Raw genomic sequence first — 21,630 nt, 5'->3', positions numbered from 1 at the left:
GCTCCTGTGTTTGTTTTCGAGGCGGTCAAGATTGGTGCTACTTTGCAGCGCCCTCACCCCTGCCCCTCTCCCGGAGGGCGAGGGGATGACTTCCCGCCCCCGGAGGGGGAGGGTCAGGGAGGGGGCGCGCAGCGGCTCGTGCAGGCATCCCCCCTCCCAACCTCCCCCCTCCGGGGGGAGGGGCTTTGGACGACGGAGATCAGCAGCGCACCGGCCAGCCGGCATCCCGCACGGTGTCCAGCATGGCGTGAATGTTGGCGAAGGGGGTCTCGGTGGGGAGGCTGCAGCCGGAAGCAACGATGAACCCTCTCGGCGTGTCTTTGGCCTGGGCTAAACAGGCGAGAGTCGCCCGGCGTACCGTCTCGGGCGTCCCCTGCAGCATGACCTCGGAGGGGTGCACATTGCCCATCAGGCGTACACGATCTCCGACCGCCTCACGCGCTTCGCCCAAGTCGGCGTCGTTGTCGATACTGAGGCAGTCGGCGCCGGCCTCGACCATCGCATCCCAGATGCCGGAGGTCTTGCCGCAGATGTGTAGCGTGACCTTCCTGTCGCGCCCGTGGATGTAGTCGATGAGCCGCTTCAGGTACGGGAAGGAGAATTCCCGGAACTGGCGCGGACTGATTACCGACATCGAGGACATGGCGTCGGTCAGGCTCGGCGTGCAACCGGCATCGATGATGGCGCCGGCATAGGCGATGTTGGTCTGCAGCGAGATCTCGCACAGGTGATGCACCGTTTCCGGCGAACGCATCATGAGACGGGCCAGCTTGTCGGCTCCCACCAGGAAGGAGGCGTTGGTGAAGGGGCAGGTCACCGCACCGGTCACCGCCACCTCGTCCCCTACTTGATCCACCGCGCGGCGCATCGCCTCAAGGTGCTGCGGCAGGTTGCCGTCCCGGTACGGATCGGCCGGCCGCAGGCGGTCAATTTGCGAAAGATCGGCGATGGCGGGGGCGGCCAGAAAGGCGGTCTCGTCTTCGGGATAGCTCACCTTGGCTCCCATCGCCTCGGCATGGGTGTAGAGGTCGGTGAAGATCCTGATGATGTCGTAGCCGAAGAGCCTATACGCCGCCACCTGCGCCTCGGCGATCAACGCTCCGTTGCCACGAAAGTCGCCGACCTTCACGCCGATCACCCGCGCCGCCGTGTTGCCCACAATGGGAACGCAGGGGAGCCGGTCGATGGGGGCGCCGGCGCCGTAGGCCGCCAGGCGCTCGAGCGGTGTCATCTGGTCGCGACGCATCAGGCTGCGGCCTCGGCGGGGGCTACCAACGACCTGGCCAGACGGATGGCGTCCGCAGCATTTACCGCGTAGCCGTCGGCGCCGATGCGGTCGGCAAAGCCCTGCGAGATGGGCCCGCCGCCGACGATGACCTTGAAGCGGTCGCGGATCCCCTCCTCGCTCAACTGACGCACCACGGCGCCCATCCCCTCCATGGTTGTGGTCATCAAGGTGGAGAGGGCGATGATGTTGGCGCCGATCTCCTTGGCGGTTTCCACGAAACGCGCCGGAGGAATGTCGCGTCCCAGGTCGGTGACGTCGAAGCCGGAGGTCTCCAGCATGATCTTCACCAGGTTCTTGCCGATGTCGTGGGTATCCCCCTCGACCACGCCGATAACCACCTTGTGCTTCTCGGAAACACCATCGCTGCGCAGATGCGGCTTGAGAACGTCCATCCCGGCGTACATGGCGTCGGAGCACATGAGCAGCTCCGGAATGAAATATTCCTCCTCGTCGAAGAGCTGCCCGGCCCGCTCCATTCCGGCGGAGAGCCCCAGCTCGATGGCCCGGTAAGCGTCGATGCCGCGCTCGACCACCTCGTTTGCGGCAGCGACCGCCTCGTCCTCGTCCATATCCACAACCGCGTCGGAGAGCCTTTGGAAAAGCTCCTGTTCGATCTGACTCATATCTATTCCTCCATTAGTCCAGAGTTCTGTATGCTACCAATCCAGCGTTTCCCGCTCGAGCACCGCTACCCGGCTTCCCCCCGCCCCTTGCGGGAGGGGGTCAGGGGGCGGGGGAAGGTGCCACCTCTTCCGCTGATGGCAGCCTCACCCACCCCCCAGCCCCCTCCCGTCAAGGGAGGGGGAGCTAAAGCTACCTGTTCGCCACGATCTGGCCGAAGACGTCTTCGGCCAGTCTCAGGCCGCCGCGGAAGCCGGTGTAGCCGCGGTCTAGCACTGCGCGGTTCGCCACCGGGAAGGAGACCGAGAGGTGCGGCGCCCCGATCTGCAGCGCGAACTCGCGCTCCAGGGAGCTCCCCACGACGAAGGCGGGGCTGAAGGCGTTGTAGTATTTCTGCCCGGCGGCACGCGGCCAGACCTGGTTCAGGTGCCCCAGCACCTGGGAAGCGTCGGACTCGAAGACCAGGTTGGTGCTGAATCCGGAGGCCAGTTGCTCAACTCGGGCCGCAAGCGCCGGCTGGCCGTTCTCGTGAATCCTGTCGGTCACGACAGTGAGCACGGGGAGCCAGCCGAGGTCGTCCGCAAGGAAGCGGGTGAGCGCCACGGCGTAGTTGGCATCGCCGACGACCACCGCGTAACGCTGCAGGTCGAGGTCGATATAGCAGTCGGTGAGCGGCTCCAGGATCTGGTAGTAATGCCGCTTTTCCCGCGCTATGACGTTCTGCACCAATTCCGGGTCCAACTCCAGCGCGGCGCCAACCTGGCGCAGGAACGTTTCGGAAGCGGAAACGCCGATGGGAAGCGAGGTCGTGACGAAGGGGGTGCCGTGCTTCTCCTGGAAAAGCGCGGCGGCGCCCTGGCCGTACAGATCCGAGAGCACGATGTTCAACTCGGCCGCGCCCGCTTCCCTGATCCCCTCCAGCGTGTCCGCAGGGGTGAAGAAGGAGTTGACCTCCAGGCCAAGCAACTCCAGGAGGTGACGCGCTCCTTCCAGGTTGCCGCGCCAGAACGGGTCCATGTACGGCACCACGCCCCAGAGGTTCACGCGTCCCTTCACCTTTGCCAGCCCCTTATCCAGGTAGTCCTTGACCAGCGCCTGCAGCACCAGGTCATAGCCCCAATAGGAGTCGCCGCGGAAACCGCCGGTGACTGCACCAATAATGGGGACCCCTTCCTCGCGGAAATCGTTCACCACCGCGAAGATGTCATCGCCGATCACCTCGGGGACGCAGCCGGTGAGGACGACGTAGAGTCCGCCGTCGATCACCTTGAGCGTCGAGGTTATCTGCTCGCGCAAGCGATCCTCGCCGCCGAAGACCACCTCGGTTTCCTGGACGTTGGAGCTGGGGACGGTGAGCCCGCCGCAATAGCCCCCGACCTGCAGGCCGCTGCCGCCGTTCTGGGTCCAGGCGAAGTTACCGGCGCACCCGGAGGCCGAGTGCAGGATGGGAATCCCCCCCGGAAGCGCGGTCACGGTCGCGGCCGCACCGCCCAGCGAGCAGAGGTAGCGGGCCCTTTCTACGAAATTCTCACTCATTGACGCTCCTCCCGCGGGTGTTGAGATAGGAAAACGGCTCGGCCTGGTACCAGGCGTCGCTGTAGGGGAGCCGCAGGTTCTCAGCCAGGTTCCTGTTGTAGGCCGGGTTCGAAAGCTGGCGGTGCAGGCGGCGCGCAAGTTCATAGACGCCGCGGTAGCCGATGTAGGCGAGCCCCGTGTTGTAGATGACGTGGGTGGGGATGCCGAGCTTCGAGGCGGTCATGTTGCCGTTGGCGTGCCCGAGGAAGAGGTCCGGCTTGAGCCGGTTCAAGAGGTTCGCCTCCTCGAAGGGCTGCACGTTGGCGATGTCCACCACGTAATCGGTCTTCGCCTCGCGGGCCAGCTTCTCGTACTCGACCTCGGCGAAATGGTCGTGATGGAAGGAGCGGATGCCGACCACCTCGAGACCGATCTCCTGGAGCAGGCGCGCGGTCGCCAGGGCGCGGAATTCTCCGGCACTGACGAAAACCTTCTTGCCATGGAAGAGCGGCCTGAACTCTTCGAGCGCCTCTTTCAGTTCCGCCTCCTCGGCGGCGATCAGGCGCTCGGCCTGCTCCTCGAAGCCGAAGCGCGCCGCCACGTCACGAAGCCAGAGGCTGGTGTTCTCGATGCCGATGGGCATGTGCTTGATGATGGAGGGGACGTTGAAGCGTTCCTCCAGGTAGCCCAGGAAGTAATCGTCGTGGGTCGGGCAGGTGCTGATGGAAAGCGCCGCCCGGGTCGCCTTCACGAAGGAGTCCGGGTGGGCGAAGACCGGGAAGACGTTGACCTCGAGCCCGAGACTCACCAGCAGCCGCTCCAGTTCCTGCTCATCGACGCGCCCCATGGAGGAGACGTTCATGAGGTTCACGGTGCGCGCCAGGCGCTCCTGCTCGCGGAGCACCTCCAGTTCGTCCTGCGGCGTGTGCTCCGTCACCCCCTTTTCTTCCAGAAGGTTGCGACCGATGGTGTGGTAGACCGCGTCGTAGGCGGTGGCCCAGATCTTGGTTTTGAATCCTTCGCAGTGTACCGGCAACAGCTTCGCGCTCACCTGCGGCTGCAGCCGCTGCGCCACGCCGTCGATGTCGTCGCCGATGATCCCCGGGACGCACCCCGCCACGATGGTGATGCTGGCCGGGCGGTAGCGCCGGTCCGCCTCGATGATGGCGCGCTCCAGCTTGTCTTCGCCGCCGCTGATGACGTCGGTTTCGTCCAGCGCGGTGGATAGCCAGATGCCGTCCTGCGCCTTCCCCCTGCGCGCGTTACTCCCCATGCGGACGTTGGCGTTTTGGGAGTGGGTGCAGGAGCCGCAGCCAAGGGCGCTGTGCAGCAGCACGACGTTGTCCGGCAGCGAGTTCAGCATGGCGAGGGCCGGGAGCAACAGGCAGATGGTCCCCTGGGTGAAGCCGCGCTCGCCGTCGTCGATCAGGCAGCTCTTGCCCCCCTTCCCTTTCCGGGCCAGGCCGCAGATGCTGTCCTGGTGGGCGATCACGGCACTGAGACGGTCCTCACGCTTGGGCGGGACCTTGTTGTCGAAATAACTCATGGTGTGTCAGCTCCTTATGCTTGTTCAGTTGCGCCAGCGCAGCAGGCGGCGCTCCAGGCGCTCGGTCCCCCAGGTGATGACGGTGACCACGATGCTGATGAAGATGATGCCCACCACCACCCGCTGGTAGTCGGCGAAGTCGGCGAAATTCTTCACGTACCAGCCGATACCCGAGTTGGCGCCGATAAGTTCGGCCGCCGTCAGGAGCACCAGGGCGAAGACGAGTCCGAGGGTCGCGCCGGTGCAGATGGAGGGCATGGCGCCGGGGAGGATCACCCTGAAGAGCAGCGTCCGCTCGGAAAGGCTCAGCACCCGGGCCGAGTCGAGCAGCCCCTTGTGGATGTTGAAGACCCCGTTCACGGTGTTGATGAACACCGGCCAGAAGGCACCGATGAAGATGACGAAGATGGATGCGGCACGGAAGCTCGGCAGGAGCGCTATCGCATACGGTATGTACACAATGGGCGGGATCGGCCCCAGCACCTTGGTGAAGGGGTGCACCGCGTTGAAAATCCGAACGCGCCAGCCGACCACCAGCCCCAGCGGAATCGCCGTCGCGAGCGCGATCAGGTAGCCGCTCACCAGCAGGATCAGGGAGTTGACCAGCCCCTTCAGCATGTCGGGAAGCTCGCTGACAAAGAGACGCAGCACCGGTTCCGGCTTGGGAAAGAGCATCTTGTCCAGGAGCACGAACCTGGTGGTGCACAGGTGCCAGGCCAGGAGAATGCCGAAGATGATGGCGGCGATGTCCCCGGCTCCCGCGAGCCCCTTGCCGCCGCGACCAAGGCTTACGCGCACCAGGTAGACCAGCTCCACCGCGGCGGTCAGCGCCAGCAGGTAAGCCGGGTATTCCTCCCCCGGCACTGGCCAGAACAGTTCCGCGAGGAGCAGGACGAAGACGACGCTTGCCGGCGATAGGATCAGGCGTTTGGCGATACTGGCCCGCTCGATGCGGGCTCCCGCTGATAGCACGGCTTCCATGGCGACCTCAGTGTTTCTTAATGTGCAGCGTCGGGTCACCGTCGCGGAAATCCCGGTCCAGGCTGGCCCAGAGCTTCTCCTTGGGCTCGCGCCTGGACAGGTCCGTCAGGGCCTGCGCGTAAAGGGTGGTGTTGATGTGCGGCTCGATGGCTTCCTTGGACTTGACGTAGTCGGCTTTCTTCATGAAGTCCCAGAACTGCACCACGCTCTCCTTGTGCGGGTCCGGACTTACCAGCAGGTGCCCGCCGTAGATGTCCTTGTTCAGATCCGCCTTGTCGATCTGGACGTACTTGGCCACGATGTCGACGGTTTCCTTGTGGTTCCCCTGGTAGAAGCGGTACGCCTTCAAAAGCGCGACCATGAACTTCTCGAAATCGGCCTGGCGCGCCTTCACCGTGGAGGTGAGCGCCACCTGGCGGCAGCAGGTGTGCGACTTGATGACGTCGCCGGAGTACTTCACCACCGCAAGTCCCTGCTTCTCGGCCATGGTGTAGTAGGGAATCCAGGTGAGGCCGGCGTCGACCGCTCCCTTTTTCACCGCCTCCTGCACCGCCGCCGGCGAATCGAACTCCTTGATGGTCAGGTCCTTGCGCCAGTCGAGTCCCGCCTGGTGCAGCGCGGCGCGAAAGACGACGTCGCCGGTGGCGAGTCGGATGGCACCGATGGTGGCGCCGCGATAGTTCTTCAGGTCCTTGAAGCGCGCGGCGTTCTCCGGCTTGGCGATCAGGGCGTGCCCCTCTCCCATCTGTCCGCCGAAGATGGTGAAGTCGGCGCCGTTGGCGATGAAGGATAAGGGCGCCGAGGTGCCAAAGGAGCCGATATCGAGCTTGCCGCTCTTGATGGCGGTCAGCCCCTCGCCGGAGTTGGTGAAGCGGAACAGTTCCACGTCGAGCCCTTCCTGCTGGAAGAACCCTTTTTCCTTGGCAACGAAGTAGAGCAGGTGCCCGGAGGTGGGGAGATGGCCCACCTTGAGCTTGTGCAGCTCGGCCGCTCCCGCGGTCACGCCCCCGAGGGCGAGCAGCGCGAGAGAAAGGATGATGGTGAAGATGCGTTTCATGGTATGGCTCCTTGTGCGCCGAAGGGCGCGGATCAATTGTTCTTTTTGTAGAAGGTGAGCATCTGCTGGTACACCTTGTCCTTGGGCTCACGCTTCACGACCGAGTCGAGCGCCTGCTTGTAGAGGGCCGTGTTGATGTGCTGGTCGATCGGGTAGTCCTGGGTGATGTAGCCCGCGTCCCGAATGTGCTGCCAGAAGTCGAGGATTCCCTTCCTGAGCGGATCCGGGTTCGATTCCGCCACCCGTTTCACGTAGGTTTCGTTGCGGATGATGTCCTCGTCGATCTTCAGCGCGCGGGTGTAGATCTTCACCGTCTCGTCTGGATTGGTCTTGTAGAAACGGTAGGCGCGGATCAGCGCGGCAAGGAAGCGCTTGTAGGTGTCCGGATTCGCCTTCACCAGGTTGGTGGGGGCGACGATGCGGCAGCAGGTGTAGTCGGGATAGAACTCCTCGATGTAGTGGGCCACCTTCAGGCCATGGTTCTTCTCGGCCAGTGAAAAGTGCGGCGGGAAGACGAGGCCGGCATCGACCGCACCCTTCTTGACCGCCTCGACGACCGCCGCCACACTGCCGAACTCGACGAAGTTGACGTCCTTTTTGTAGTCGATCCCGGCTTTCTTGAGGGCGCCCTTGAAGACGACGTCGCCGGTGGAGAGCTTGACCAGGCCGATCTTCTTCCCCTTGTAGACCTTCAGGTCCTTGCCCGAAAGCTCACCGAGCCGCTCGGGACGCGTGATGATGGCCTGTCCGCCGATCATCATGCCGCCGATGAAGGTGAACTCGCTTCCCTTGCTGATGAAGACCAAGGGAGCCGTGGTGCCGAATGTGCCGACGTCGAGCTTGTCCGCCTTGAGGGCCGCCATGCCTTCAGCCGCGCTGCCGAACTGGTACAGGTCGACGTCGACGCCCTCCTCTTTGAAGAACCCTTTTTCCTTGGCCACGAAATAGAGCCCGTGGGCCGGTTCAGGCACGTACCCCACCCTCAGCTTGGGGAGCGCGGCGCCGTAGGCGCTGCCGGCCAAAAGGGCGATCATGAGAACCAGTGCAAATATTCTTTTCATTGAGAACCTCCTTTATCGTTGCGTTTCTTTTTGCCGGTCGGGCAGCAGTCGGGAGGACAGACCGCCTTGTCAGCCAGTTTCTTCAACACGGGATCAGCCTCCCCCTCCCCTTCTCGCAGGTCGTGGAGAGCGTCACAGTAGATCTCGTCGTAGACGTGGTCGGCGAGGAAGCTGCGCTCCATGTTCGGGGCCTGCAGGTCGAGCCGTTTCCAGATCCCTGCCAGTCGATAGTAATCAGGATCGGGGTCGAAGCTGAAATTCCGCCCCTCAGCGGGGCGATGGCGGGCAATGCTGCTCCAGGCTCGGTCCGGATGGTTGTGCAGCAGCAGGTCCGCCTTGATCAGGGTGCTGACCAGTTTGGCCAGCGTCTCCTTGTCCGGCGCTCCGGGCAGGTCCGACAAGATCACCACGATGCCGCGATCCTCGCGCTCCAGGCGGGCCGAGGCATCGACCTCATCCAGAAGCGACCCGGTGCGGTCGGTACCGCCGCCGGCGATGATCCGCAGCCGGTCCCCCCTGGCTATCGCCATCAAGGTCTCCCGTACCGCAAAGGCCCCGACGTCCACCTTCCCGGCGGCCAGTGAGGCAAGACCGCCGGCGCTGTCCTTGAAGCGAACCGGCTTGACCTCGAGCCCCTCTTCCTTGAACAGGTTTCCGGCATCGGCCAGAAGAACCAGGGCGCTGCCGGGATCATCAAGGTATCCCAGCCTGATCACCGCGGCGGCTCGGGCGGAGTCCGGCCTCACACCAACGGCGAGGAGCGCTAGCGACAGGATCAGCAAGAGGGAGCCCAAGCGGCGCATGCTCAGATCGCCTCCCCGGCACTTTGCACCGTCCGGCCGCCCTCCAGTTCCTGGAGCACGTCGGCGTTCAGCTCCCGGATCAGCTGGTCCCGCAGCCTGGTGAAGGCGGGATTGCTGTAGAGGTCCTGGCGCTGGCGGGGACGCGGGATGTCCACCTCGAAGACGCCGCGCACCGAGCCGGGGTTGAGCCCCATGACCACCACGCGGTTGGCAAGCAGGATCGCCTCCTCCACGTCGTGGGTGACGAAGAAGACGGTCTTGCGCTCCTGGGAGTTGTGCTGCCACAGCTGCAGGAGCAGGTCCTGCAAGCGGGCACGGGTGATGGCGTCCAACGCCCCGAAAGGCTCGTCCATCAGGAGGACCGGCGAGTTGATAGCGAAGACCCGGGCGATGGCAGCCCTTTGCCGCATCCCGCCGGAGAGGGCTCCCGGGAGCTTGTGGAACACGTCGTTCAGTCCCACCATCTCCAGGTACGCCTGGGCGGTATCCGCCTGCTCCACCTTCGACTTGCCCGGGAACGCCTGGTTCAACGCCAGGACCACGTTCTGGCCCGTGGTCATCCAGGGGAACAGACTGTAGTCCTGGAACACGACGCCGCGGTCGAGGCCGGGACCGGTTATGGGGCTGCCGTCGAGGGTCAGGCGGCCGGAGGTCGGATGCCCCAAACCCGCCAGCAGCCTCAACAGCGTGCTCTTGCCACAACCGGAGGGGCCCAGGAGGCAGACGAACTCACCGGCGTAGGCGGTGAAATTGATGTCCTCCAAAACGGTCTGGCTTCCGTAGGAAAAGGTGACGTTGTGTAGAGCTATCTCGTGCATGGTCGTGTCTCCGGCGTAGGTCGTTTGTGGCGTGATCAGGCGTCCTGGAACAAGGCGGTGGACAGGTAGCGCTCGCCGGTATCGGGGAGCACGACCACGATGAGCTTCCCCTTATTCTCCGGACGCCGAGCGAGCTGGCGTGCGGCGAAGGCTGCGGCTCCGGCTGAGATGCCGACCAGCAGCCCCTCCTCGCGCGCCAGGGCGCGCGCCGTCTCGAACGCCTCTTCGTTCTTGACCTTGTAGATCTCGTCGTAGACGTCCGTGTTCAGAACGGCCGGAACAAAGCCGGCACCGATCCCCTGGAGCTTGTGGGGCCCGGGCGTGCCGCCGGAGAGCACCGGCGAATCCAGCGGCTCGACCGCGACCACCTTGATGGCCGGATTGCGTTCCTTGAGCACCTCGCCCACCCCGGTGAGAGTGCCGCCGGTCCCGACACCGGCGACCAGGATGTCCACCTTGCCGTCGGTATCCTCCCAAATCTCCTCCGCAGTGGTGGCACGGTGTATGGCGGGGTTGGCGCCGTTGTTGAACTGTTGCGGTATGAAGGAGTTCGGGGTGGCTGCGGCGAGCTCGGTGGCCTTCTCGATCGCCCCTTTCATCCCTTTGGCGCCGGGGGTAAGGACAAGCTCAGCGCCGTAGGCCTTCAGGAGGTTTCTGCGCTCGATGCTCATGGTGTCGGGCATGGTGAGGATGAGCCGGTATCCTTTGGCTGCCGCGACATAGGCGAGGGCGATACCGGTGTTGCCGCTGGTCGGCTCGATGATCACGGTGTCCTTGTTGATCACCCCCTGCTCCTCGGCCGCCTTGATCATGGCGAAGCCGATGCGGTCCTTGACCGAGCCGCCCGGGTTGAAGGATTCGAGCTTGGCAACCAGCTCGGCGTTGCCGCCGGACTGGCGGGCGGAAAGACGCAGCAGGGGAGTTCTCCCGATGAGGTCGGTGATACTGTTGGCGATTCTGGACATAGCACAGTCTCCTTATTGGTTGATGTATCTGGAAAGCAGCTTCGATTTTTCCAAGGTCGCCAGGGCCTCGGGCACTGGCAGTTCCAACACCAGGGGAAAGATGCGCCGCGCCAGGAGCACGTCTATGGCGCTGGCTCCGATACGGGCAACGGCGAGGCCCCTGCAATCGGAGATGACCTCCGCGGTCTGCTCCAACATCCCGTCCGCGTGTTCCTGCCCGGCACAGGCCGGAGTGTTGTACCGGTCTTCCAGGTGCTCCCACCCTGCCCCGGTCAGGCGGTAGATGCAGAAGCGGGTGGCCCGCCCGAAATGCTGGTCCACCGTGATTCCGTCACTGGATGCCAAAGCCACTCTCAACTCCACGCTGCACCTCCGACTGTTTTTGTAGCTCCCAAAGCGTCCCCCCTCCCAGCCTTCCCCCTCCGGGGGGAGGGGCCGAGATACCCGCCCAAGCGTCCCCGCCCCCGGAGGGGGAGGGACAGGGAGGGGGCTTCGGCCTGCCCAGGCCTTTCCCAACCAGATCCAGCTTCCCCCTTTCGCAAAGGGGGATTGAGGGGGATTTAGCTCAGTTGCTGCGCAGGATGGCGTGGCTAGCTGGGCTAAATCCCCCCTGCCCCCCTTCGCAAAGGGGGGAACGTGAGGCGCGTGCTGCGCGGCTGAAGGGACTGGCTCCGTTAGGTGCCTGTCCCTCTAGCGGGACGCTCCCTTCAGCTTCAGCCACCTTCCCTAAGCCTAACGGGACAGGCACCTGGCGGAGCCAGTCCCCTCTCCCCGCGAATCCCAGACCACCAAAACGAAAAAAGGCCAAGGTAGCGCCTCCCATGAGGGGTTCGCTTACCTTGGCCTCCAGTTTGTCTGGTCAACCAGTCTTATGATGATGAAGCTCCGGGAGCCTCACCGTTACTGAGGCGCCGATGATAGCGCCTGGGCCTGAACAAGTCAAGCCTTTTTCTATCTACCCTACATTTTTTGTAGAGTGTTGTTAGATCTGGTAATCCTCTACGAAGACGCGCATCTTGCGCGGCCTGGCGTAGACCTGTTCCCCTACCTGCAACTGGAGCCGGTCCGCCTCGTCGCGCGGCAGCTCCGCCTCGATGGTCCGGTCACTGCCGGAAAGAACCAAGTCTACGCGCACAAGAGGACCCACCGAGAGGAGGTAGCGGACCTCTGCCTTGATGGCACCGGAACCGTTGCCGTCCCGCTCGATGGCGATATCGTGCGAGCGCACATAGCCAACGGCGGGGGCATGCTGCGCCGAGGCGTTCTCCGGCGAGGACAGGTCGAGCCCCGCCATCTGCGCCGTCCCCTCGTGCACCCGGCCGTGGAACAGGTTTACGCTGCCGAGGAAGTCGTAGACGAACGGGGTAGCCGGGCGGTCGTACACCTCGGACGGCGTCCCTTCCTGCTCGATGCGCCCCTCGTTCATGACGACGATCCGGTCGGCAACCTCGAGCGCCTCCTCCTGGTCGTGGGTCACGAAGACACTGGTGACGTGGATCTCGTCGTGCAGGCGCCGCAGCCAGCGGCGCAACTCAAGCCTCACCTTGGCATCGAGCGCGCCGAAGGGCTCGTCCAGAAGGAGCACCTGCGGCTCGACGGCGAGCGCCCGGGCCAGCGCCACGCGCTGCCGCTGTCCGCCGGAGAGCTGCGCCGGATAGCGGTCGGCCAGGTTTTCCAACTGGATCAGCTTGAGCAGGTTGTGCACCTTGTCCCGAATCTCGGCTTTGCCGGGGCGGCTCTTCTTGGGCTTGACGGTGAGGCCGAAGGCGATGTTGTCGAAAACGGTCATGTGCCGGAACAGGGCGTAGTGCTGGAACACGAAACCCACCTGGCGCTCCTGGACCTGGCGCTTGGTGGCCTCCTCGCCGTCGAACAGGATCCTGCCGCTGTCCGGGCTCTCCAACCCGGCGATGATGCGCAGCAGCGACGTCTTTCCCGACCCGGACGGGCCGAGCAGCGCCACCAGCTCCCCGGAGGGAACCTTGAGACTCACGTTCTTCAACGCGGCAAACGTGCCGAATGACTTGCTGATCCCTTCGATTTCAATGCTCATGGCGTTACCTTTCTGTCTCTGCTGCTGTTATCGTCTGCTGCATCTTCCATTCGGACACCGTCTTCACCGCGAGGGTCACCAGGGCCAGTAGCGCCAGGAGCGATGCCACCGCGAAGGCCGCTGCGTAGCTGTATTCGTTGTAAAGAATCTCCACCTGGAGAGGGATGGTGTTGGTGGACCCGCGCACGTGGCCGGAAACGACGGAGACTGCCCCGAACTCCCCCATCGCCCTGGCGTTGCAGAGGATGACGCCGTAGAGGATGCCCCACTTGATATTGGGAAAGGTGACCCGCAGGAAGGTTTGCAGGCCGCTCGCCCCCAGGGTCAGCGCCGCTTCCTCCTCCTCGCGCCCCTGCGCCTCCATGAGCGGGATCAACTCCCGCGCGATGAACGGGAAGGTGACGAAGATGGTGGCGAGAATGATCCCCGGGACCGCGAAGATGATCTTGATGTCGTGCTCCTGCAGCCTGGGGCCGAGCCAGCCCTGCAGGCCGAAGATCAGCACGTAGATGAGGCCGGAGACCACCGGCGAGACCGAGAACGGCAGGTCGATCAGCGTGATAAGGAAGCTTTTGCCGGGGAAGCTGAACTTGGCGATGGCCCAGGCCGCGACGATGCCGAAGAAGAGGTTCAAGGGTACGCAGACCGCGGCGGTGATGAGCGTGAGCCGGATGGCCGAGATCGTGTCGGGCTCCGTGAGCGCGGCGAGGTAGGCCTCCCATCCCTTTTCCAGTGCCTGCGTAAACACCGCCGCCAGCGGCAGCACCAGGAACAGCGCAAGGAAGGCCAGGGCAACCGAAATCAGCAGCCAGCGCACCCAGGCCGGTTCAGTGACCGTCGCCCCTTTCCTCTCCTTTTTGTGAAGCCCGTTACCAACCATTTCCTACCCCTCCCGGCGCCAAAGCCAGTCTATTCCGCAAAACATCTGCTCCACTTCTGCAACAGGTTGATGCAGAGCAGCATGAAGAAGGAGACCACCAGCATCACGGTGGCGATGGCGGTCGCGCCGGCGTAATCGTACTGCTCCAGTTTGGTGATGATGAGCAGCGGCGTGATCTCGGAAACCATCGGCATGTTGCCGGCGATGAAGATGATGGAGCCGTACTCCCCGACCGCGCGCGCAAAGGAAAGGGCAAAGCCGGTCAGGATGGCGGGGAGCATGGTCGGGAGCAGCACCCGGCGAAAGGTCTGCCACCTGTTGGCGCCAAGGCAGGAGGCAGCCTCCTCGATCTCCTGGTCCAGTTCCTCCAGCACAGGCTGGACCGTGCGCACCACGAAGGGAAGGCCGATGAAGACCATGGCCACGGCAATGCCGAGGGGGGTGAAGGCAACTTTGATGCCGCGCGGCTCCAGGTAGCGCCCCAGCCAGCCGTTTTGCGAGTAGATGCTGGCAAGCGTGATACCGGCGACGGCGGTGGGAAGGGCGAACGGGAGATCCACCAGGGCGTCGATCAGCTTCTTGCCCGGGAAGCGGTAGCGCACCAGCACCCAGGCCACCAGCACGCCGAAGAAGCCGTTGATGACCGCAGCGGCAAGCGAGGCGCCGAAGGTGACGCGATACGAAGCCAGCACCCGCGGCGCCGTAACCGCAGCGACGAAGTCGCCCCAGGTGAGGGTGGCGGTCTTGAAGAAGAGCGCCGAGAGGGGGATGAGCACAATGAGGCTCAGGTAGAAGATGGTGTACCCGAGGGCCGGAGTAAAACCCGGCAACACGTTGTTCTTTCCTCTCCCCACAGCCATCCCTCCCCTTTCCGTCCGCAACAGCGTCTCAATTCCTATATTCCATCGGATTGGTGGAGTTATGCTTAACACTACACTACCAGGTTTGTCAACTTAATTTTACACAAACCCTGTAGAGTAATATCCAAAAGGAAAAACCGGCGACCAGGTAAAGTACGCACGACTGGTCCGAGTTAGAGTTGGGGCCGTCCATAAGTCCGCGCCACAGCAACCAACGCGTCTATATTGGCGGGTGGTGTGTCGATGGGGAGGCCGCAGCCAAGGCCGAGGATATATCCCTTCGGATTGTCCCACGCCTTGGCGAGACACTCCCTCGCATTAGCGACAACGTCGTCGGGGGTGCCGAGGTACATGGTCGCGGTAGGGCGTATGTTGCCGAGAAGCGCCACACTGTCCCCCACCGCCGCCTTGGCGGCGGCCAGATCGACCACGTCGTCCAGGCTCAGCACCGAGGCGCCGGTGTCGGCCATGTCGGACCAGATCCTGGTCGTGTTGCCGCAGATGTGCAGGGAAGGAGCCGCGCCGCTCTGTGCCTTGATGGCGGCGCAGACCTCCTTCAGGTAGGGGAGCGCGAACTCCGTGAACAGCGTGGGCGAGATCATGGTGCCGGAGGCGGTCGGGTCGGCGAGGCCGATCCTGGCGCCGCGCTCGAGGGCCGCCCTGGCGAAGCGGATGATGCTCTCGGTCGAGTGCCGCAGGAGGCGATGAGCGAAGGCCGGGTTCCTGCGCAGGTCGCGCAGAAACGTCTCGGTGCCGCGGATGCCGGCCGCCGTGGTGAAGGGTCCCGCGCAGGTCATGCCGAGGGGAACCTCATCGCCGATTTCCTTGAGCACCTGGGTCGCCGCGTCGAGAAACAGCGGCAGGCGGCCGTCCTTCTCGGGGTCCGGCACCTTCAGGGAATCCAGCACCGACTCGTGCGTCACCACGCTTTCGGCGATATAGGGGGTGCTGTCGGGAAAGGCGACCTTGCTGCCGATGGCCTCGGCGACGCCGGTGAGCCCGGGCCCGGTGTTGACGTTGTCGGTGCCGTACCTGCGCCAGGCCGCGATCTGGCCGCGGGCCAGCAGGTCAGCGGAGTTGTTGTAATCGCCTACGCTGACGCCGATGACGCGCGCGGCGTGGTCGCTGATCAGGAGGTTCACCGGGATGCGGTCGTACGGCTTTCCGGTAAGGGCCGCAATGGTCCTCTCCCTGGAGGACATCCATTCCTGCACCGGCTGCGCTACCGCCTCTTTCATGTTTGTGGGCTCCTTGCACAGCCACCGATCAGGCCGACCGCGTCGGCGCGGCACTGCTGGCAGCCGCGGAACTGTGCGATGGTGGCTTCGTTGGCAGAGCGGACCTGTTCCAGGTGCTCTGGGGTCGGCCGGGGGACGTGGGCGAGATTCGCCTGTGGGATGATAGGCATCACGTTCATGACAAAAGCCCCCGCCTCGCTCGCCTTCTGTGCGACAAGCGGGATCTGCTCCTCGTTGATCCCCGGGATGAGCACCATGTTCACCTTGACCACCATGCCGCGCTGCGCGGCAAGGCGCACCCCCTCGAACTGGTTGCGGATCAGGATCTCCGCGCCCTCGGCGCCACGCAGGACGCGGCCGCGGTAGCGGACCTCCCGGTAGATCCGCCCCCCCACCTCCGGGTCTACGGCGTTGATGGTCACGGTGAGACTGTGCAGGTTGACGCCGGAAAGGTCCCCGATCCTGTCGGGGAGCGCCAGCCCGTTCGTGCTCAGACAGAAGAGCAGGTCCGGGAACTCCCGCTGCACCAGTGTGAACGTCTCGAAGGTTTCTGCGTTGGCCAGGGGATCCCCCGGCCCGGCAATGCCGATGACTCTGATCAGGGAGCCGTACGTGGGGCTGGCCATGACACCGCGCACCTGCTTCAGCGCCTCCGGCGGCGTCAGGAGCCTGCTGGTCACGCCGGGACGCGACTCGTTGGCGCAGTCGTGCCTTCTATCGCAATAGCCGCACGTGATGTTGCAGCGCGGCGCCACGGCGAGGTGGATGCGCCCGTTCCTGTGCCGGTCCCCGCCGAAGCACGGATGCCCGTGCAGGACCTTTTCTCTCGTGCATGAAGTCGCCATGCCTCCTCCCCTCCCCGCTCCGTTTGCTCTAGATGCTGGCACCGCTGCTTCTTACCTCGCCGGTCTCGATGGCAAGCAGGGTGTCGGCCCACTTGAAGGCCCACTCGTGCAGTTGCTTATCGTTGAGCGGCGCGGGCACCTTGGATTCAGTGTGGTTGTAGATCCTGTTCGCGAGGGAGCGGTACACCTTGGCCTGTTCGGAGTCGGGGAAGGCCTCGACGGTCGTCTTACCCTGGAGCTCCGACTGGGTCACCGTGACCGAGCGGGGGACGTACTCGACCACTTGGGTCTGCGTGTTCTCCACGAAGTCGTCGATGATCGACTTGTGGTAATCGGAGTTCATCGAGTTGGCGATCACCCCGCCCAGGAGGGCGCCGCCGTTGTTGGAGTACTTCTGGATCCCCTTGAAGAGGTTGTTGGCCGCGTAGATGGCCATGAAGTCGGATGAGGAGACGGTGAAGACGTGGTCGGCGATCCCTTCGCGCACCGGGACCGCGAAGCCGCCGCAGACCACGTCCCCCAGCACGTCGTAGACCACGATGTCGAGATCGAGTTCCTCGAAGACGCGCAGCTGCTTCAACAGCTCCACCGAGGTGATGATGCCGCGCCCGGCGCAGCCTACCCCGGGGGCGGGTCCGCCCGCCTCGACGCAGTAGATGCCGGCGAAGCCGCGGAAGACGACCTCGTCGAGCTTCACGTTCTTCTTCTCGCGCAGCGTGTCGAGGATGGTCGGGATGTAGCCACCGCCGCGCAACGTGGTGGTGGAGTCGCTTTTTGGATCACAGCCTATCTGCATCACCCTGAGGCCGGAGGCGGCTAGGGCGGCACTGATGTTGGAGGTGGTGGTCGATTTGCCGATCCCCCCCTTGCCGTAGATGGCGATGGTTTTCACTTTTTTGCCGGACATGTCGTTTGCTCCTTTGCTTGTTGGTTTGGCCCCAAGGCCGCAGCGCCGTTGCGCTATCGTGGTTGAAAAAAGTCCTGTCAGATGCCCAGTCCGCCGTTCACCACGCCGGTCTCAAGCTCGGCGATGATGCTCCCCCACTTCCCCGCCCAGCGTTGCATGGCGTGGTCGTCCAGTGCCTTGGGACGGCGCAGCGCGCTCCCCTCGGAGAGGTTCCGCGCCAGTTTCCGATAGGCGTAGGTGACGTGGGAGAAGGGTGCGGACTCCAGGAGTGTCTGGCCGTAGAAGTCACTCACCGAGACCATGATGGAGTGCGGGATGGTGGCCAGCACCGAGGTCCCGGTCTGCGCTGCGAAGTCGGATACGATCGCCTCCTGCAGCGGCCCGGACAGGTTGTTGGCGACCACCCCTCCCAGTCGCGTGTTGGCCGCGGCGATGGTGTTGAGCCAGGCAAAGAGCCCGTTCACCACATGCAGAGAGCAGCGGTCAGCGGAAGTCACCGCCACGAGGCCCACCACCCCGTCGACTCCTGCCGGGAGACGCACATCCCCGCCGGATTCCCAGGTTAAATCGTGCAGCACGTACTCCGGCTGGAATGACTCGACCAGGGGATGGGCAAGAAGCGCCTTCTCCAACTCTTCCCTGCGTGCCACGGCCGCTCCGGCCTCGAGGCATAGGGTGCCGCGGTAGCCGCGCGCGTAGAGGGGGACATCCTCGCCGTGCAGCCACCCCGGCAACGCCTCCATCTCATTGCCGCCGCTCAAGGTACCCGCAGAACTGCGGTGGCTGTCGTAACCGACCAGTAGGACGCGCCTACCCGCCTCGGCCAGGGCTCCGCCCAGGTTGGCCGCCACTGTCGACTTCCCCGTGCCGCTTTTCCCCGCGATGACAATGTGTCGTCCGGCCATCTGTTCCCCCTTTGCGTTTCATCCCCGTGCGGCTGGGTTGATGCTATGCAAACAAAAAAGGCCAGGCATAACCGTGCATCCGGTTAAAGCCTGGCCTCCAGTTTATCTGGTCAGCTGCAGGTGGTTTTCTCGTTGTTCTTCTCTACTACTCTATTCGTTTCTTTCGCTATTGGATCCTGATCTTCTCGTTTTTGTCGAGTTGGATCACTTTCCCGTCCTGGACCACGAGGGTAACGGTGCCGTAACGAAGGTCCCGGAGCGCCAGGCGGATCCTTTGCTCGAGGTCGCTGCTCAGCTTGCCAGACTGTTCCGATGTCGTCTCCATGCTCCCCATGACCTCCTTTGATACGGTGCCTCGCGCGCCGGTTTATTTCACGCCATAGATCTGGTCGAACACCCCGCCGTCGGCGAAGTGAGTCTTCTGCGCCTTGCGCCAGCCGCCGAAGGTGTCGTCGATGGTGACCAGCTTAACCTTGGGGAACACCTTGGCGTACTTGGCGGCCACCTTCTTGTCGCGCGGGCGGTAGTAGTGCTTGGCCGCGATCTCCTGGCCCTCGGGCGAGTAGAGGTACTTCACATACTCCTCGGCGAGTTTCCTGGTCCCCTTCTTGTCGACCACCTTGTCCACCACGGTGACCGGCGGCTCGGCCAGGATGCTCAAGGACGGGACCACGATCTCGAACTTGTCCTTGCCCAGTTCGTTGACGGCGAGGAACGCCTCGTTCTCCCAGGCGAGCAGCACGTCGCCCTGGCCGCGCTGCACGAAGGTGGTGGTGGAGCCGCGGGCGCCGGAATCGAGCACCGGTACGTGTTTGAAGAGCTCGGCAACGAACTGCTTGGCCTTCGCCTCGTTGCCCCCCTTCTGCTTGAGGGCGTAGGCCCACGCCGCCAGGTAATTCCAGCGTGCGCCGCCGGAGGTCTTGGGGTTGGGCGTGATGACGGCAACGCCGGGCTTCACCAGGTCGTTCCAGTCCTTGATCTTCTTGGGGTTGCCCTTGCGCACCAGGAACACGATGGTCGAGGTGTAAGGAGAGCTGTTGTTGGGAAGCCTCTTCTGCCAGTTCTCCGGAAGGAGCTTTGCCTTGTCGCTGATCTCGTCGATGTCGTAGGCCAGCGCCAGGGTGACCACGTCGGCCTCAAGGCCGTCGATCACCGCCCTGGCCTGCTTGCCGGAACCCCCGTGGGACTGCTTGAAGGTGACATTGGAGTGCCCTTTTTTCGCAAAGGCCTTGTTGAAGTCCTGGTACAGCTCGCGGGTCGGATCGTACGAGACGTTGAGGAACTCCTGTGCCGCAAAGGCGGTGAGGGGCAGTGCTGCGGTGAGCAGTGTGAGGAAAGCGGTGCGGATCAGTCTCTTCATGGCGATTCTCCTTTTCCTGTTTAGTCTACAGATTTGATAGGTTTTAAAGGCAAAAAAAAGCGCTGCGGTGCTAGATACAAAAATCGATGACGTTCTTTTCAGAGAGTTCGGCGTGGTCGACGCGGTTGAGCACATCGGCCAGGGTTGTGTTGTCCAGGATCTGCGCGATCGCGTCGCGCACGTCCTTCATCACCAACCGGATGCCGCAGGTGTTCTCGTTGCCGCACTCGGTACACTTCGCGTACGCGGTCTCGCTCACGCAGGGAACCGGAGCCAGGGGACCTTCCATGACACGGATGGCCTGCCCCATGGTAATCAGCCGGGGTGAACGCCCCAGGTAGTAGCCGCCCCCCTTCCCTTTCCGGCTCTGCAGGATACCGCTGTTTTTCAGGGCAAGCAGGATGGCTTCCAGAAACTTTTTGGGTATATTCTCGTCACGCGCGAGGTCCGCGATCAGGATCGGTCCCTGCTCGTACTGGCGTGCGAGGTAGATGAGGGCCTTGAGGCCATATTTGGTTTTCTTCGATATCATCTATTACCCTGTCGTTTTTGTAGACTTGTGTATAAACCTTCAGTCACTTCCTGTCAACATTTTTTTGTTTTTTTTGGTGTCGCAGCAGCATTACGCGGAAATCATTGACTTTTTTTCTTCGGCTGAAACCTCCTGGAATACGATCTCCCGCCAGGCAGAGCAGTCGTCCATCCACTCTCTTTCGTTGAATCCGGCCAAAAAACAATGTACAGTCCCGGCCAATGCACGCTCATCCTGCCAGGGGTTCAGAAAAGGAGTTTCCCATGCGTTACATCAACACCGACAAGATACTCGCCGCCCAACTCACCACACCGGCCGAAAACCCGCTCGTCGGCGACGACACGCGCCTCATCGACGTCTGGTTTGACGGCAGCGCCGTGCGCAAACAGCTGTTCAAGAAGGTGCACAAGACCGAGCAGGAAGCGATGGCCCAGGATCTGGAGCAGAGAGGCTTCATCCGCTCCGGCAATCTCCTCATCAACCCGAAGGCCGTCCTCTTCGCCGAGATGGAGCACGAGATCGTCGGCGGCCTCGTCACCATAGGCTACCAGGACAACGGCAAACCGGTAGAACTGAAGATGGAGACCCAGGCCTTCAAGGAACTGTGCGAGCGGCTGGCGAAACAGGAAGGGTGATCTGGTCCGGAAAAGCGGTAACTTGAGGGATGTTATGAAGACACAGTACTACGCAGCATCCAGTCTGGACGGGTTCATTGCCACCGAAGACGATTCGCTGAATTGGCTTTTCACGTTAGGCAACGTCGACGAGAGCAGCTATCCCGCGTTCATCGCCGAGGTCGGCGCGCTGGCGATGGGTTCAGCAACGTTCGAGTGGATGCTGCGTCATGCCGACGAGGTCGCCCGGGAGACCGGATCGGCGTGGCCGTACACCCAGCCGGTGTGGATCTTCTCCACCAGGGAGCTGCCAGCCATTGCGGGGGCGGAGATCCACTTCGTCCAAGGAGACGTCCGGCCGGTCCATGCAGAAATGAGCAAAGCGGCCGGTCCCAAGAACATCTGGATTGTGGGCGGAGGTGACTTAGCCGGTCAGTTCCACGATGCCGGGCTGCTGGACGAGATAATCGTTCAAGTAGGTTCGGTCACCCTCGGCAAGGGTAAGCCGCTCTTCCCGCGTCGTCTGGTCGCCCCCCCGTTGTCCTTGGTATCAGTGCAGCAGTTCGGCTCCGGCTTCGCCGAATTGCGCTACCAGGTTCCGAAAAGTGCCCCATGAGGCTCCTCTGGACGCCGCGGAATAGCGGCGTCTCCCCTCCCCTTCCGACTACGCCCTCCCCCCCTCCTGCCTTTCTTGCGACCGAAAGGTCCTATCCTTTCTTTTCCCCTCCCCCACACTCACAGCCACATCCCGCCTCTGTCACAGACCGTCCCTGTCCCTGTC

General features: G+C 63.4%; 23 protein-coding genes. 2 read left to right on the top strand and 21 right to left on the bottom strand.

Going from position 1 to position 21,630, the window contains the following annotated elements; all coding sequences use genetic code 11:
- Nucleotides 1-199 precede the first annotated feature (199 nt).
- The 21 genes from JFN91_RS04680 to JFN91_RS04580 form a co-directional block, all read right to left on the bottom strand.
- The gene (locus JFN91_RS04680; RefSeq protein WP_236014962.1) at nt 200-1,246 is read right to left on the bottom strand and encodes a uroporphyrinogen decarboxylase family protein; all 1,047 of its coding nucleotides are present in this window, start codon (nt 1,244-1,246) and stop codon (nt 200-202) included.
- Entirely contained in the window at nt 1,246-1,911 is a 666-nt protein-coding gene (locus tag JFN91_RS04675; protein ID WP_199388036.1) for a corrinoid protein, read from the bottom strand. Before JFN91_RS04675 ends, JFN91_RS04680 begins: the two co-directional genes overlap by 1 nt.
- A 190-nt stretch (nt 1,912-2,101) precedes the next feature.
- Nucleotides 2,102-3,445, bottom strand: a complete 1,344-nt coding sequence (locus tag JFN91_RS04670) for a nitrogenase component 1 (protein WP_199388035.1) — start codon at nt 3,443-3,445, stop codon at nt 2,102-2,104.
- Nucleotides 3,438-4,970, bottom strand: a complete 1,533-nt coding sequence (locus JFN91_RS04665) for a nitrogenase component 1 (RefSeq protein WP_199388034.1) — start codon at nt 4,968-4,970, stop codon at nt 3,438-3,440. The genes JFN91_RS04670 and JFN91_RS04665 overlap by 8 nt, the downstream gene beginning before the upstream one ends.
- A 24-nt stretch (nt 4,971-4,994) precedes the next feature.
- Nucleotides 4,995-5,951: an ABC transporter permease gene (locus JFN91_RS04660; RefSeq protein ID WP_199388033.1), complete on the bottom strand. Its 957-nt coding sequence runs from the start codon at nt 5,949-5,951 to the stop codon at nt 4,995-4,997.
- Between the two features lie 7 nt (nt 5,952-5,958).
- Nucleotides 5,959-7,008 (bottom strand): ABC transporter substrate-binding protein, encoded by a 1,050-nt coding sequence (locus JFN91_RS04655; RefSeq protein WP_199388032.1) that lies wholly within the window; start codon nt 7,006-7,008, stop codon nt 5,959-5,961.
- A gap of 32 nt (nt 7,009-7,040) precedes the next feature.
- Nucleotides 7,041-8,069: an ABC transporter substrate-binding protein gene (locus JFN91_RS04650; RefSeq protein ID WP_199388031.1), complete on the bottom strand. Its 1,029-nt coding sequence runs from the start codon at nt 8,067-8,069 to the stop codon at nt 7,041-7,043.
- Nucleotides 8,066-8,872, bottom strand: coding sequence for an ABC transporter substrate-binding protein (locus JFN91_RS04645; protein ID WP_199388030.1), 807 nt, complete (start codon nt 8,870-8,872; stop codon nt 8,066-8,068). The genes JFN91_RS04650 and JFN91_RS04645 overlap by 4 nt, the downstream gene beginning before the upstream one ends.
- Before the next feature lie 2 nt (nt 8,873-8,874).
- A complete protein-coding gene (locus tag JFN91_RS04640) occupies nt 8,875-9,690 on the bottom strand; it encodes an ABC transporter ATP-binding protein (RefSeq protein ID WP_199388029.1) in 816 nt (271 codons plus the stop codon).
- A 35-nt stretch (nt 9,691-9,725) separates the two neighbouring features.
- Complete coding sequence (cysK, locus tag JFN91_RS04635) at nt 9,726-10,655, bottom strand: cysteine synthase A (protein ID WP_199388028.1); 930 nt, start codon at nt 10,653-10,655, stop codon at nt 9,726-9,728.
- A 12-nt stretch (nt 10,656-10,667) separates the two neighbouring features.
- Nucleotides 10,668-11,018 carry a NifB/NifX family molybdenum-iron cluster-binding protein gene (locus JFN91_RS04630; RefSeq protein WP_199388027.1) on the bottom strand — a complete coding sequence of 117 codons (351 nt, stop codon included), beginning with the start codon at nt 11,016-11,018 and terminating at the stop codon, nt 10,668-10,670.
- A 619-nt stretch (nt 11,019-11,637) separates the two neighbouring features.
- Nucleotides 11,638-12,708, bottom strand: a complete 1,071-nt coding sequence (locus JFN91_RS04625; RefSeq protein WP_199388026.1) for a sulfate/molybdate ABC transporter ATP-binding protein — start codon at nt 12,706-12,708, stop codon at nt 11,638-11,640.
- 4 nt (nt 12,709-12,712) lie between these two features.
- A complete protein-coding gene (gene cysW, locus JFN91_RS04620) occupies nt 12,713-13,588 on the bottom strand; it encodes a sulfate ABC transporter permease subunit CysW (protein WP_199388025.1) in 876 nt (291 codons plus the stop codon).
- 29 nt (nt 13,589-13,617) lie between these two features.
- Complete coding sequence (gene cysT, locus JFN91_RS04615; RefSeq protein ID WP_199388024.1) at nt 13,618-14,448, bottom strand: sulfate ABC transporter permease subunit CysT; 831 nt, start codon at nt 14,446-14,448, stop codon at nt 13,618-13,620.
- 173 nt (nt 14,449-14,621) lie between these two features.
- The gene (locus tag JFN91_RS04610; RefSeq protein WP_199388023.1) at nt 14,622-15,686 is read right to left on the bottom strand and encodes a uroporphyrinogen decarboxylase family protein; all 1,065 of its coding nucleotides are present in this window, start codon (nt 15,684-15,686) and stop codon (nt 14,622-14,624) included.
- Nucleotides 15,683-16,531 (bottom strand): radical SAM protein, encoded by an 849-nt coding sequence (locus tag JFN91_RS04605; RefSeq protein ID WP_199388022.1) that lies wholly within the window; start codon nt 16,529-16,531, stop codon nt 15,683-15,685. The genes JFN91_RS04610 and JFN91_RS04605 overlap by 4 nt, the downstream gene beginning before the upstream one ends.
- Nucleotides 16,532-16,559: 28 nt before the next feature.
- On the bottom strand, nt 16,560-17,438 hold the full coding sequence (gene nifH / locus JFN91_RS04600; protein ID WP_199388021.1) for a nitrogenase iron protein: 879 nt from the start codon (nt 17,436-17,438) through the stop codon (nt 16,560-16,562).
- A 77-nt stretch (nt 17,439-17,515) separates the two neighbouring features.
- Complete coding sequence (locus JFN91_RS04595) at nt 17,516-18,343, bottom strand: nucleotide-binding protein (protein WP_199388020.1); 828 nt, start codon at nt 18,341-18,343, stop codon at nt 17,516-17,518.
- Between the two features lie 166 nt (nt 18,344-18,509).
- Nucleotides 18,510-18,668, bottom strand: coding sequence for a YezD family protein (locus JFN91_RS04590; RefSeq protein ID WP_199388019.1), 159 nt, complete (start codon nt 18,666-18,668; stop codon nt 18,510-18,512).
- A 42-nt stretch (nt 18,669-18,710) separates the two neighbouring features.
- On the bottom strand, nt 18,711-19,703 hold the full coding sequence (locus JFN91_RS04585; protein WP_199388018.1) for a sulfate ABC transporter substrate-binding protein: 993 nt from the start codon (nt 19,701-19,703) through the stop codon (nt 18,711-18,713).
- A 70-nt stretch (nt 19,704-19,773) separates the two neighbouring features.
- Nucleotides 19,774-20,235, bottom strand: coding sequence for an RrF2 family transcriptional regulator (locus tag JFN91_RS04580; protein ID WP_183346797.1), 462 nt, complete (start codon nt 20,233-20,235; stop codon nt 19,774-19,776).
- Between the two features lie 263 nt (nt 20,236-20,498).
- Here JFN91_RS04580 and JFN91_RS04575 point away from each other — a divergent pair, with 263 nt between their 5' ends.
- Both JFN91_RS04575 and JFN91_RS04570 read left to right on the top strand, forming a co-directional pair.
- Nucleotides 20,499-20,870, top strand: a complete 372-nt coding sequence (locus JFN91_RS04575) for a hypothetical protein (protein ID WP_199388017.1) — start codon at nt 20,499-20,501, stop codon at nt 20,868-20,870.
- Nucleotides 20,871-20,904: 34 nt separating this feature from the next.
- Nucleotides 20,905-21,465 (top strand): dihydrofolate reductase family protein, encoded by a 561-nt coding sequence (locus tag JFN91_RS04570; protein WP_199388016.1) that lies wholly within the window; start codon nt 20,905-20,907, stop codon nt 21,463-21,465.
- The last annotated feature ends 165 nt before the right edge of the window (nt 21,466-21,630 follow it).

Source organism: Geomonas anaerohicana (genome assembly GCF_016458305.1).
Taxonomy (GTDB): Bacteria; Desulfobacterota; Desulfuromonadia; order Geobacterales; family Geobacteraceae; genus Geomonas; species Geomonas anaerohicana.
This window is presented reverse-complemented; position numbering and strand designations above follow the sequence as displayed.